This window comes from Psychrobacter sp. GTC18467 (assembly GCF_055397455.1).
This window is the reverse complement of sequence record NZ_AP038920.1, coordinates 393,243-407,254: the sequence shown is the minus strand read 5'-3', so window position 1 is coordinate 407,254 and position 14,012 is coordinate 393,243. Positions and strand designations below refer to the sequence as shown.

Annotated in this window: 8 protein-coding genes; 4 read left to right on the top strand and 4 right to left on the bottom strand. The window is 45.8% G+C overall.

The features are described from left to right. Position 1: 1 nt before the first annotated feature. Both ACZ5XY_RS01680 and ACZ5XY_RS01675 read right to left on the bottom strand, forming a co-directional pair. Positions 2–1,279: an HlyD family secretion protein gene (locus tag ACZ5XY_RS01680; protein WP_464742387.1), complete on the bottom strand. Its 1,278-nt coding sequence runs from the start codon at positions 1,277–1,279 to the stop codon at positions 2–4. A 47-nt stretch (positions 1,280–1,326) separates the two neighbouring features. Then, entirely contained in the window at positions 1,327–2,928 is a 1,602-nt protein-coding gene (locus tag ACZ5XY_RS01675; protein WP_464742385.1) for a TolC family protein, read from the bottom strand. A gap of 214 nt (positions 2,929–3,142) precedes the next feature. On the opposite strand from ACZ5XY_RS01675, the gene glpK reads away from it, so the two are divergent. The 4 genes from glpK (at position 3,143) to ACZ5XY_RS01655 (ending at position 7,820) form a co-directional block, all read left to right on the top strand. Further along, positions 3,143–4,741 carry a glycerol kinase GlpK gene (gene glpK, locus ACZ5XY_RS01670; RefSeq protein WP_464742383.1) on the top strand — a complete coding sequence of 533 codons (1,599 nt, stop codon included), beginning with the start codon at positions 3,143–3,145 and terminating at the stop codon, positions 4,739–4,741. A 258-nt stretch (positions 4,742–4,999) separates the two neighbouring features. Continuing rightward, positions 5,000–5,512, top strand: coding sequence for a glycine zipper domain-containing protein (locus ACZ5XY_RS01665; protein WP_464742381.1), 513 nt, complete (start codon positions 5,000–5,002; stop codon positions 5,510–5,512). Positions 5,513–6,028: 516 nt separating this feature from the next. Beyond that, positions 6,029–6,904, top strand: a complete 876-nt coding sequence (locus tag ACZ5XY_RS01660; RefSeq protein WP_464742379.1) for an endonuclease/exonuclease/phosphatase family protein — start codon at positions 6,029–6,031, stop codon at positions 6,902–6,904. Between the two features lie 220 nt (positions 6,905–7,124). Beyond that, entirely contained in the window at positions 7,125–7,820 is a 696-nt protein-coding gene (locus ACZ5XY_RS01655; protein ID WP_464742378.1) for a TetR/AcrR family transcriptional regulator, read from the top strand. Positions 7,821–7,916: 96 nt separating this feature from the next. On the opposite strand, the gene ACZ5XY_RS01650 is transcribed toward ACZ5XY_RS01655, so the two are convergent. Both ACZ5XY_RS01650 and ACZ5XY_RS01645 read right to left on the bottom strand, forming a co-directional pair. Next, entirely contained in the window at positions 7,917–8,684 is a 768-nt protein-coding gene (locus ACZ5XY_RS01650) for a hypothetical protein (RefSeq protein WP_464742376.1), read from the bottom strand. Positions 8,685–8,753: 69 nt separating this feature from the next. Further along, positions 8,754–13,967 (bottom strand): hypothetical protein, encoded by a 5,214-nt coding sequence (locus tag ACZ5XY_RS01645; protein ID WP_464742374.1) that lies wholly within the window; start codon positions 13,965–13,967, stop codon positions 8,754–8,756. Between the last annotated feature and the right edge of the window lie 45 nt (positions 13,968–14,012).

The window sequence follows — 14,012 nt, the reverse complement described above, 5'->3', positions numbered from 1 at the left end:
ATTACCGCGACTTGTCCGTAACTTTTTTGGCTTCGACCACCACGCTCATTCCCGAGCGGATGCGGGCGTCAGGCGTGTCGGGTCGCGCTTTGATCTCAAAGGTGCGAACGTCAAAACCGTCGTCATTATTGGTCGGTCGCCACGTGGCAAAATCGGCAAGGGCAGAGCTTGCAAATACGGTAAAGATTTGGGAAAAAGGTTTGTCCGGCGTCGATAGCGCTGGAATCGTGCCGGTGAACTGCTGACCGATGGCAAACTGACTTAAATAGCGCTCGGTGACGTTTAAAACCACCCATTGCTGATTGGTATCCACTAAGGTCAACAACGGAACGCCTTCGCCGATGACCTCACCGGCATTAACAATGATGGTATCGACCAGCCCTGAAATGGGGCTTTTGAGATTGGCTTCGTCTTTTGCGACCATGGCTTCTTCAAGCTTGGCATCAACTTGGGCAACTTGAGCGCTTGCCGCCGCTTTATCCTCAGAGCGAGCACCCTCTTGCGCAAGCTCAAACTGAAGCCTTGCCGCTTCGGTTTGGTCTTGGGTTGCCAAATATTGCGTATAAGCTTCATCGCGCTTTTGCCGCGCCATCAAACCTTCTTCATAAAGCCGGTCGATGCGCTCATACGTATTTGCTGCCAAATCGGATGCAGCTTTGTTGGCTTGCCAAGCGGCTTTTGCCTGCGCGATTTCTTGCGGTCTTGCGCCGTTATTGGCTTTATCAAGCTGACTTTGCGCCAGCTGTTTGCCAGCTTCAGCTTGCCGGATTTTGGCATTGATTTCAGGGGAGTCCATTTCAATGAGCTGCTGACCTTTTTCAACCATGTCTCCTTCGGTCACCAAGATTTGCGCAATGCGACCGGCAACTTTGGCAGCAATGGACGTTTGCTGAAGCTGCATTTGACCTTGAAAGGTAATGGTTTGCGCGCTTTGCTCGCTTGATTTGTGAAACACATTAGCAATGCTTTTTGGCTCATCATTATTTTGCAATAAGCCATAAGCGACAATTCCTAAAATCAATAATAGAATCAGCGCAATAAGAATGCCTTTAATCAGCGCTTTGCTTTGTTGTTTTTTTTCAGCGGTTCGTGGGTAGGGCGTGGTGACAGGAGTAGCAGCTTCGTCAATTGGAACGCTTTCGTCCTTAAGTGGTGATTCTGATTCAGGCTTATTCAAGGGCGTATCATTTGAACTATTGATAGGGTTTTCCGGTGATATCTCATCAGCTTTAGTCATGTCATCAGTTAGGTTATCTGAGTCAGTATTTTGGTCGCGCATGGCAAAATGTCCTAAAGCTTAAAAATGATAAAATGAATCAAGAAAAATTAAGGCGCTTGATAAAGCGTTGGCAAATGAATGTCAGCAGCAGCTAAATAACGGTTAAAGTCAAGCGGCGTGCCACAGCTTTGCATTAACGCGGCTAACGCTTGAACGTAATCATTTGCTGCTTGCGCTTGCTCGGTTCGAGCTTTTAAGTATTGCGTTTGCGCTTGAACCACCTCAACCGTGGTGTTGACGCCTTCCTCGAGTCCAAGCCTGCGCAGTCGCAGCACTTCGGCTGCCAAATCAACGTTGCTTTGCAGACTTTGGTAGCGCGATTGGGCGTTGTTGACATCGTGCCAGTTTTTTTCGACCAATAACAATAAATTGTCGCTGACCTCAATGGCGGTCAAATCTGCTTGGCGGATTTTGGCGCTGCTTGAGGCATTTAGCGCCGATTTGTCAATCCCGCCCCAAAGCTTCCAACTTGCTGACACGCCGGCAAGCCAACTGGGTTTTTCCTCAATTTGGCTGTAGCCGTACATCAACACGGTAGGTTTAAGCCCTGTATCCGATAGCGCGTGCAGCTGCTCGGCTTGAGCGCGTTTGGCAGCGACTTTTTGCAGGGCAGGATGATTTTTTAGCGCTAAATTTTGAAAATAACTGACATCAGCAAGCGGTTTGCTTGAGACAAATAGCGGCGTGGTCGGCTTGATTCGGTACTGCGTCCGCAAGAGTCGTTGCAGCGCCATCATGGCAAGCCTTGCATCATTGTCGGCGTTGTTTGACGCGCTTTTAGCATCGGCAAGCGCTGACTGGGCTTCTAAGCGCTCAACTCGGGAAATAAAGCCTTCTTCAAATAAACGCTTTGCCAAATGGTCGGTTTGCTGCAGCGTTTGATAAGCATCATCGCGCAAATACGCGCCAATAATGGCAAGCTGCGCCTTAAAATAGCGCTCGATTAAGGTTTGGTAAAGCTCGTTTTTATCCAAAATTTCATCAGCAAGTGCTTCGGTCGTCCGCGCCTCACTAAGCGCCACTGCCGCATCGGTTCGACCTGCAGTATAAATCGGCCACGCTACGCCAAGCCCTGCTGACGTTCTTGTCCCTGAGCGTTTAAACTCATAACTATCGGGGATTTTATCGCCAACCAAATCGCCAAAATTGGGCAAGTTTGGAATATCAACCATGGGCGGAATCAGGTCAACCGCGCCATTTTGGGCTTGATTGATGCCGTTTGCCACGCCATTTTTTAACGTCGATAAATCAATATCTTCTTGCAGCTGATAAGCATTGGCAGAGGCTTGCGCAAAGACAAACGGCTTATCAAGGGTTTTTAGTGCGTCCGATTGAAATTGACTTGCCGCGATATTGGCTTGATTTGCCGCAAGTTTGGGCGACACTTGTAAGAGCATTTGCTGAGCTTGCTCAAGGCTTAAAAAGCTTGGAATATCAACCGGATAGCTGTTATTCACCGTAAGATGGGTGGCAGGGTCAATGAGTGTAGTTAGGGCTGTGGAAGTCGGTACCACTGCCGAATTAGTTTCGGCAATATCAGTAATTGGGCTGGTATCGTTTGGCAATTCTAAGTTTGCCGCTTGCGCTTGAGAAAACATGACGAGCGCTGCAACGAGCACTTGATATTGAAATGACCCACCACGATTCATAACCACTATCCTAAAATGACGACAAAGCTGCCCGTTTTTGCTGATTTGTAAGTTGCGCCTTAATTCGCGCTATACTCTAAAACTCCAATCATGACGGGTCAATGCTCAATTGTTTACCCGCATGACTTGTAAAGAATAGCACCTTATGCTATGGGTTGAGCCAAAATACCCTTAAAAAATGATAACAATTAAAAAATAACCAAAAGGAGGCAGCATGAGCGGATATATCTTAGCACTTGACCAAGGGACGACCTCAAGCCGAGCAATTTTGTACGATGACCACGCCCGCGCCATGACTATCGCCCAAAAGCCGACCACCTTAAACACGCCAAAATCAGGCTTCGTTGAGCAAGATGCCATGCAAATTTGGCAGTCGCAAATCAGCTGCGCTCACGACGTTATTAACCAATCAGGGCTTCTTGCCACCGATGTCAGCGCCATTGCCATCACCAATCAGCGCGAATCGATTGTGGTTTGGGATAAAAGCAGCGGAAAGCCTTTAGCCCCCGCCATCATTTGGCAAGACCAAAGAACCGCCAAGCTTTGCCAAAAATTAAGTCAAGCTTCAAAAGACAGCTCAAAGGGCGCTATCGATGCCCACGACATTCAGCAAAAAACTGGACTTCGGCTCGATGCTTATTTTAGCGCCACCAAAATTGCTTGGCTATTAAACAACGTTCCGGCAGTTCAATCGCGGTTGACAAGCGGTCAGCTTGCTGTCGGGACGATTGACAGTTGGCTGATTTTTAATTTGACCGGCGGCGAGCACGTCATTGATGTGACCAATGCTTGCCGGACGTTGTTATTTGATATTCACAAGCTTCAATGGTCGGATGAGCTTTGTAATTATTTTGGTATTCCTAAACCCATTTTGCCAAAAGTGCTACCGTCGGACGCGCTATTTGGCACGACCAAGGCTGGTCTTTTTGCCAAGCCCATTCCCATTCAAGCGGTTTTGGGCGACCAGCAAGCCGCGCTTTTTGGGCAAAACTGTGTTGAAGCAGGAATGGCAAAAAACACCTACGGTACCGGCTGCTTTATGCTGATGAATATTGGCGATACGCCCAAAGTCAGCGAGCATGAACTGCTGACCACCATTGCTTGGCAGCGAAAAGTTGCCCATAAATCTGAAAATCGCGCGCTTGGAATGCTCGTTGAATCCGGAAAAAGGATATTAAATACTGCGCAAAATAAACCCAATCGTCAAGTGAGCTTTGCGTTAGAAGGTAGCGTATTTATGGCAGGGGCGATTGTTCAATGGCTTCGCGACAATCTTGGTATCATCAATCAGAGCTGCGATATTGAAAAGTTAGCGCGGCAAGTCAAAAGTAGCGAAGACGTGGTATTATTGCCCGCCTTTACCGGTCTTGGTGCTCCTTATTGGCGCTCCGATGTCAGCGCCGCAATTACGGGGATGACGCGCGGCACCACCAAAGCCCATATTGCTCGCGCTGCCCTTGAAGCCATTGCTTATCAAACTTATGACGTATTGATTGCCATGCAAAAAGACAGCCCGCAGCCCCTAACCGAACTTCGTGTTGATGGCGGGGCTGCAAATAATGATTTACTCATGCAGTTTCAAGCTGATTTGCTTGGCGTTCCTGTTCTGAGACCCAAAGACACCGAAGTCACTGCCAAAGGTGCGGCGCTATTAGCAGGGCTTAGCACCAAACTTTATGACGAGGCGACCTTACAAGACGCTTGGCAAGAAGAGCGCATTTTTGAACCTATCATGAGCAGTGACCAACGCGAACATTGCTTACAAAAATGGCATCAGGCAATTGAGCGCGCGTTAATGCCATTATCTCATTAGAAAACTCTTATTTAAATTATGGATTTATTTTTTAGAAAACCAATGCGCAACCTAATTTGCTACAATCAATTTGCTACAAATAGTAACTTAACTAACTGCTGCTAAGAACATAACTTACATAAAGAAAGTAGTTATTGGATGAATGCTTTTTTATACTTTAAAAGGTAAGGCGATTTATTAAGCAAAATAACCTATAAATCGAAAATTATAACAATGAAAAATAAGTTTAAATTTTGATAATTTAATAAGGATAAAACAATGAGCCGTTATGATGAAATTAATCGCGATGAAGTCAAAGTCATGTCTGATGAGTCGCGCCGCGACTTAAATGCTGATGCCATTACCAGCGAGCCTGGATCACATCCGGTCGGAACTGGCATCGGCGGCGTTGGCGGCGCCGCGGCAGGCGCGGCAATTGGTTCAGCAGCAGGACCTTTAGGAACGCTTATTGGCGGCGCAATTGGTGCAATTGTTGGCGGCGGCGTTGGTCATGCAGCGGCAGAGGCTATTGATCCGACCCGTGAAGAAGCTTATTGGCGGGCTGAATATGCCAACGCGGATTATTACAAGCCTGACTATGAGTTCGACCGCGACTTGCACCCAGCGTACGCCGTAGGCTATGCCAATCGTGCCCGATATCCCGTAGGCGCGCGCTTTGAAGACCACGAAGCTGACTTGCGCCGATCTTGGGATGAAGTGAAAGGCGACTCGCGCCTTGCTTGGGAACATGCAAGGCTTGCCTCTCGTGATGCTTGGAATCGCGTCAGCTAAGTCAGCCGCAGCAGAAAAGCAATTTTCTTTTTATGTAAACTAAATAAGGTTGATGATTTAATTATTAGAAGAGCATTATTGAAATTAAATAATTATAAATCAATTAAGCTTATGGTATATTGAAGCTTTCAAAGGTGACTTTGAAAGCTTTTTTAAAGCCATTTTGAATGGCTAATATCGACGCTATTCTATGCCAGTCATATTCAAGTATAATGAAATGCTGATTGATCATGATCGCTTTGCATCTTTAAATTGGTTAATTGAAATTTGCTCCTCAATAGCGATTTGGCTCTTATTTAATATAATTAAAATAAATTAATTCAAATGCTAATAAAAAAGGTAATTCATGAGCATTGATTCGAATCTGCAAGGGTCGCTATCGGCTAATAATAAAATATTCACGATTGCGACAGCAAACTTATTAAATTTTGCTAAGGCTAATCGCTCATATTATGAAAATACGCCGCCTTATAGTGAGCAAGAGTTGAAAAAAAACTGACAGGACTCACCGCGTTATTGGCGCCTGTTCGGGCGGACATTTTAGCGGTTCAGGAGGTCTGGGATGAGGACGTCCTAATAAAACTTGGCGAAAACTTAGGTTTTAATTCTGACCAAGTGATTGCGCCTTTGGCAAGTAATAATCCGCAAAGCTTACTTACCAAAGGGCTTGGCGCGCAAAAAACGCCGGCGGTCGGCATGTTGACCCGCTTTTCTGTCCTCGATCAGCTGTTGTTAACCGAAGTCCCTGAGCAGGCGGTTATTGAAGTTCCTGATGTTGGGTTGTATCAAACGTTTATGCGACCGCCATTATTTTTACGGCTTGAGGTATTCGGAATGCCCATAACGGTAGTGACCGCCCATTTAAAAAGTAAGCGCGCTTATTTTTTACGGAATGAAAATGGTGATTTGTTAGAGGATATGCACGACCCAAATATTCGAGTTCGGGCAAAGCTGCGCAGCCTTTGTATGCGAGCGGCGGAAGCAGCCGCTATTCGGATGACGATTATCAAGCGCCTTTTGCACACGCGTGAGCCGCTTATCTTGCTTGGGGATATGAATGATGTGACCAATAGTGTGACCACGCAATTGATGAGCGAGACTAGCGAAGTGAATTATGATAAAAGCCTGCGCGATGTGGCGCTTTTTGATGCCGCTTTGGTTCAAGCTCGGGTCGATGCGATGAAAGAAGTGGCGTATTCGCACATTTATCAAGGCGTCCCTGAGGTGATCGATCAGTTGATGGTGTCAGAAGAGTTTTTAGCCAGCAGTAAATTTGCCAAAGGTCAGGTTGAGCAGGTAGATTATTTTAATGATCATTTGAAGTGGGATTTTTCCGATAAAGCAACAGATCATGGTATCATACGCGCTAAAATAAAGCTTTATGAATTATAAGCAAATTTGTTATATCGTAATCGCTTATTTTTATATTACGAAGTGACAGACCTTGAAGATTCATGGGGCAACCTTGATATAAATCAAGTAACGATGATGCTTCATTTTTATGATAAGGTCAGTAGCATTTACTGACCTTAGAATAAAAATATTGGGCGAGTGTCAAAACGCAAATCAAAAAGTCTGAAGATAAGTCAGACTTCATACGACGAGGTTTCTAATGAGTGAGTATAAAGACGACAACAAAATCGAAGATGTATTGGTCGATTCAGAACTTGCGCGCAAGCTTGTGCCAAATAAGTTCAAATTCACCAGTCAACAAGGTCGCATTCGCCGTCAAAAGCTATTGATGGGCGCAAAAAAGCTGAGCGAAACTCGTGCAATCAATGATATTAGCCTTGCTGATGTTTGTGAAGAAGCAGGGATTCCAAGAGCTTCTGCCTATCACTTTTTCCCAAATATCGAAGCTATCTTTTTGGCGCTGCGCTTTTTAAATGCCATTGAGATTTTAGAGGTATTGGCAACGGTTGAAACGGGCGATTATGACCGCTGGCAGGGCTATTTGACCGCGCTTATTGAAAAATCAATGCAAATTTTCCACACCGATCAGACCAAAGCCAAGCTGATTTATGACACCAACACCCCTGATTTTGAGGGTGATGGCTTTGGTGAAGACATCGACCATCAAATCGTTCAGTTGGTGTATCAACGTTTAGCCGAGCGTTACGAGATGCCAAAATTTGAAGATATCCAAGACATTTTATTGGTGGGCTACAGCATCGTTAATGGTATTTTCACCTTGTCTTATCGCCATCATGGCAGCATCACTGATAACTATTTGCAAGAAGCCAATACCGCATCGATTGCTTATTTGCGCTGCTATTTGCCAGAAAAATTGCCACGCAAAGCAAAATAATTGGGCGTAAAGTAAACGTTTGGTGCTAAAGAAAAACTGGTTTAATGCCAGTTTTTTTATACCCCTATTTTTACCAAGCGTTAAAAAACAGTAGTTTTAATAAACCACTCGATAAGTTACCGTTGGTGTTGGCATCGGAATTGGCGCGCCTAGATTTACCTCTTGTGCCAAAGCACTTTGATAACTAAAGGGCGTTGATGACTGAGGAGGCGTCTGCGTGCTGTATTGTTTAAAATAAGAATTGATAAGCGCCTCAAGCCGGACGTTGTCGCTAGAGTCGTGAGCGTTCACAAACGCTTCGCGAGCGATTTCAAGCCAGCGGTCAACCATTCGCAGCTGAGCGCCAATTTGTTTAGCCGAGTGCTGATTGTCTTGACTCCAAAGCAAGGCGACTTCGCTTAATGCCATCTCGCGCGGGGCAATATCGATTGCGCCGCTTTGTTTTAATGCGTTCAGCGTCGCCCATAAATCAGGTCGAACGATAGGACGCGAGTCAGGCAAAAAGGGCGATGGTTCAAGCGTTACCGTTTTATGTTGTTTGAGCATATCAAACAGCTTTTGGGTGTTATCAAACGCTTTAATAGCTGCCGCTTTGTGGTTTTGGCTTTGCTCATAATTGGCAAAGGTAAGCCAGCCTTGAGCTTGATAAGCGACGTAACGCTCAAGCGCATTGTCACTTTGCTGATACTGTTTTAAATCGCGGATAAGGGCATTTTTATAGCCAATTTCAGCGCGTTGATAAAAATTTGAGGGCGTTTTTGGTGTGGCAGCAATGACGGGAGTGCAAAAAATCGCCACTGATATCCCGATAATCAACGGTTGGTTTATGGGTTTAAACACTTTGGTGTTATTTTTAATTGCCATAACTGCTGCCTTATTTTACTCATAACATTTAATTTCACTTATCTTAACGCAAATTTTGGTCTTAATAAATTAAGGTTTGCGATTAAATAGGTCTTCATCAAATTTAAAGCGCAATCTAAAATAAGCACCTTCTTGGGTGGTGTCGTCATAGGCAATTTCGTCATCTTGAAAGCCCATAAAGTTATAGCCAAGTGACAGCCAAAGGTTGGTCAGTGGACTAAAGCCAACTTCTGCGCCAAGCATGTACGATAAATCATCGGCAGCTTGATTCCAGTAGCTTCCGGCTTGCAACCCAATATCCCAGCGCTCCGTTAAGTCATAAAGTCCGCGAGCGTAAACGGCGTGAGCAGTGTTGTTGCTGTCGATGTTATCCGCGCTAAACTTGGTGTATTTTCCGGCGTAGTGCCCTGATAAGGTCAGCGGCCGCGTTGGGTGATAGTTGCCGCTCCATGACCAAATCAGGGCGTCTTTTTGGTAAGGGTCGTCGCCGGTGGCATTGTCGTCTAAGCGGTATTCAAGCTTGCTGAGCATATCAAGCTTATTGCTGGCCGCATCACGATAAGCGCCGCCCACTTGAAAGCGGTTGATGGTTCGGTGACCATCGTTATAGTCAACTTTGGAATAAATGTCTTTGGCAAGCAGGGTGATGTCATCGTTAACGCGGTAAGCAATTCCGGCACTGCCTAGTAAGGTATCACTAGCCTCGCCCCAACGTTTTTCAAAGCGCGCTGACGTTTTATAATTGTCATGGGCAAGATATTCAACGCCGAACCCTGCTGCCGTTGAGGTGGTATTTTTTTCGCCCTCAAGCGCTTCGATGCGCTCAAGTAAAGTATTGAGCGTTAAGCCTTTTTGAACGTACCATTTGTTTTTAAGTCCAATGGCGGCTTCAGCTTCGCGGGCACTGATGGCATCGCGGGCGCGGTATTCGCTATAAACGCTACCATCTTTCATGTAGCTGGCATCAAAGCCGATGACCGTTCGCGCTCGCTCCTCAGTGTCATCTAAGCCATAAGTTCCAGATAGGCTATTGATTAAATCGTGACGGGCATAAAGTCTGCTAAGCTTACCCAGTGCGGTTTCGCCGCCGATGGAGGTGGCATTTCGGTCGCTGTGGCTAAGGTCTTGTTCGTATTCAGCAAACACTAAGGATTTGTTAAATTTAGGCAATCTTGCGGTGATTCTTGCGCGTGCCGTGGTGCCTTCAATGTCACGCTCAGAGCTGTTATTTAATGCCGATTGGTTAATGATGCTGTCATTATAGGTCGTGTCATTTGTTAAACCTTCAGTCACTACCGCGCCTTGGGTGTTGCGCGCAGAGTTGGCTTCTTGTTTATAATGACGAATGCCAATTTCGCCAACCACGTTTTGACTTAAGCGCTGCTCGATACTGGCAAGGATACCTTGGCGGCTGGCTTCTGTAGTGTGGTCTTTGCTGTAAATGCCTTCAAGCTTTAGCGCCGTTTTATCGTTGGCAAGCTTATGGGTGATGTCAAGTCCTGACTCCGTGCGACCGGCAGTAATCGGGGATGCGCCGGTAACAAAACCTTTGTCCGCATCATTATAGTAGGCTTTGGCGCGGGTTTGTTTGTCATCAAAGGTCAACTCAACACGAACAGCGTCGCCTTTGACATCATTGCCGGTAAGCTCATCAGCATTGATTTGGTTGCTGGCTTGATAATTGGGGTTTTCCGCTTTATTTTTGGCAAATTCAGCAATCAGTTTAAGCTTGTCATTAAATTTGATGACGCTGTTGATGCTGGCAAGCTCTTCTTTATTGAGCGGGTCATCGCTGTTGATATAGCTGCCGCCGATAGCAATATTTTTGGTCAGTTGTTGTTTTGCAGCCATGCCGCCAACCCAGTATTTATCGCCGCCATTGTCAACCTCAACGGTAACGCGAAGATAAATGGGGTTGCCATCAAAGTCTTGACTGGCAATCGGCGCTTTTAAATACAAGCTTTTGCTGATGGGGTCGATGTCATAATCGGCAAATCGGGTTAAGGTTTCGCGGCGAATAATGCGACCGGCGTTATTGGCATCACGAGTGATGACCTCAACGGTTTCAGAGTTTTCAAAAACAGCGTCAAAGTTATCTGCTAAAGGGTAAGGTCCTGAAACACCAAGACCGCGCGTTTCATTGACGCGCTGCGAGGCACTGGTTTCGGCAGCAAAAGCGGTAATTTTGGTTTTATCGTTTTCAAATTGTGATTTGAGTCCGGTTAAGGTTCGGTTGTATTGACCAAGTTTGATGCCGTCATCGTTGTCAATTTGGGTTTTTAAATCGCCAAACATCGCAAACGAGCGACCTTTGTCTAAGCGCACATAAAGTTTGCTGGTGGATTGGGCGTCAAAGCCTTTTGCTGAAGAGTCGCCATAAACCGGATAATATTCGCCCGGTTCGATATCACGAAATAAGCGCTCGCCTTTTTTATCACTGTCATAAGCCAGCGTTAATAAATAATCGCCGCGAACTTTACCTTTTAGGAACATCGCCGCGCGACCACTGGCGGCGTGGTCATCACTGTTTGAAAACTCATGAAGCTCTTGTTCAAACGCCCCTTGAGCGCTGGTGATATTACTACTATCAAAGTTTTTAAGAGAAATATTGCCCTCAACAACCCCAACAGCAATCAGCGGTCGCAGTTTGGCGGTAAATTGTAGCGGGATAGTTTGTTTGGTGTCACCGGCTTTAATGATAAGCTCGCCTTTACCCGGTGTGCTTGGCGCAACCACCGGAATCAGCAGCTCACCGCCATTGACCATCACTTGCGTTCCGGCTTGGTCTTTGTTGCTATCCGTAAGGTTGATACGACCAATATTGGTATCAATGGTAATCGGCGTTGAGGCAATAAACGGTCGGTTGTCTTTGTCTTTAAGTTTAATCACCACTTGATATTCGCTGACGCCATCAGCTTCAACCAGTTGCTTTTGCGCGTCAAAATCAATACCTTGCAAGGCATCAGGAGCAATGATGGTGATGGACTTTTCAGAAATGAGCTTGCCATTGACATCTAACGCCACACCGCGAAGGGTGTTGATGCCGCGATTGAGTTCAACCGCATAATAATCAAAGGCAGTGACGCTTTGTTTTTCTTGCTCGGCGGTTTTACCGATTTTTTCAACGGGAACGACGTTGTTATTGGCATAAAGGGTAAAGTTTGCGCCAAGCGGTGCTTGAACTTGAACCAGTTGTTTAAAAGAAGCAACTTGGTCACCCTCAGTCAAGTTTAAAAAGCGTACCTTGTTGTCAGGAACGTTTTTAAGAACTTCTTCAAGCTCGACTTCTTTTGGTGGCGCGATGGTGTTAACGCTTAAGCGGGCAGGGGTATTGGGCTCGGCTGCCAAATCGCGGACGATGGCTGAATCACAAGTAATGGAAGTCTCTAACTCGTCATTGCTTTTGCAGCCGTAAGCATCGATGTTATCAAGCTTGCGGTTGTAATCGGGTTCAAGAATCAGTTCGCGCTTAATAGCTTGCTCAAGGGTATCGTTTTTGGCATTGACCAAGCGGGCGCGAGCGATTAAGACTTCGTTTAAGCGCTCGGTGCTGTCGCCAAGACCGCCGGCAATCGCAAAGTCCGCACGCTGCAATTCGCCGTATTTTAAATCCACAAAGCGGCTGCCAGCGTCACCTGCGTTGCGGTTACTTTGGGTAACAAGTTCAGTTTGTTCCGGCAAAGTGGTTCGGTCAACTTTTAACACGTGAGTTTTGGCGCTGACGCCATAAAAGTTAAACTTACCTTCGCTATCGGTGACCACAAAGTTGCCGTTTTCCATATAAATACGGACGCCGGCAACGCCCATTTCGCCATCTTGTTTTTGCTGAATGCCGTCACGGTTAATGTCGTGATAAACCTTACCGACGATGACCCCATCGGTATTCATAACGCCGCGACCTACCTTTACGGGTCGTTGGGCTTCAAGGGAGGTAAAGGCGTTATTTTTGTTATCGCGAGCCGTGGCAACAGCTCGGTTGATACCGTCACCACCAAGCGCCGCCCCGCCAATCAAGACGCGATAAGTGATGCTTTTTTCAGCGCCGGCATCTAAGTTGCCAAGCTGCAATACCTGATATTTACCAATCGCTTTAAATTCATTTGAGCGCAATTTATCAACACGAACGCTGTTTGGAACATAGCTAAAGCCGCGCGGCAGGGCATCTTTTAAATTGACATCATAAGCGGTCGCTGCGCCGTCGTTTTTAACTTTGATGGTGTAGTTGACATAATCGCCAATATCAGCTTCTTTGACGTCGGCGTCTTTTTGGATTTTAAGCTGCGGTATTTCATTTGCTACGTTAACTTGGTCGCTATAACCGTTGATATAGGTAAAGTCTGATGGCTTTGGCGTCTCGTCTAGCCCAACTGATGGGTCGATACAAGCCACAAGGTCAACGGATAACGTATCCCCTGATAAGGTTTGAATGATTTTATCATTAATGGCATTGGCATTATTTTCAGTGACCGCGCTCAGGCGGTATTTGCCCGTATTGTTACCCGTTTCAATCGCTTTAAGGGAGTATTTATCTTTGGTTTTAGCTGAGGTAATGGTAACCCAAACTTGGTCTGGTTTATTTGGGTTGGCATTACACTGAGCAAAACTAGCCTCAACAAAGACATTGTTGCCAATTTGAACATTGTCTTTTTTGATTTGCCAATCGTCAGTCATAAAGTTGATGCTTGGGGCAACCACGACAAGGCTGTCGGTAACTGCCGCTTTGACACTTGGGTCTTCAAGGACGGTAGCCCCGATTTTAATATCGGCGGTGTCGCCGTCACTGGCATCGCGGTTGATTAATGCCTGAACAATAAAATCTATACTTTCGCCTTGACCTAAAGTAATCTGCTTGAGCTCTTCGCCTGAGTCAAATTTGCCGTTGTTGTTTAAGTCTCGGTAAATGAGCGCGTTTGATACTGATGTTGGCGCAATGAGTGATAAATCAATAGTTTGGGTGCTATAGCTGGTATTACTAAGGGTGTTTTTCCATTCAGCGTAAGTTGCCGGTGCGACCGTTTCCAAAGGTGCTTGCGATAACTTTATTCCAAACTTAGGTAGCTGAGATGCTAACACCCGAACTTTATTAGAATCAGCGGTGAAAAAAGCCGATTGTTTCGCAACATGATAGCTGGCATCGGCGATGTTATCAATAAAAGGTGATGCAGAGTTAAAGCCAGCAGCGGCTGACGTATTTGATTGGATAAATAATATAGCAAATGATAGCGTCGAGAGTTTCAGAACGCATACATACGGCTTGGGCAGAGTGATGGCAAATTTAGTCATATCTGGTCTATATTTCTTATCCAATAAAATATAAGGTTAAGTAAC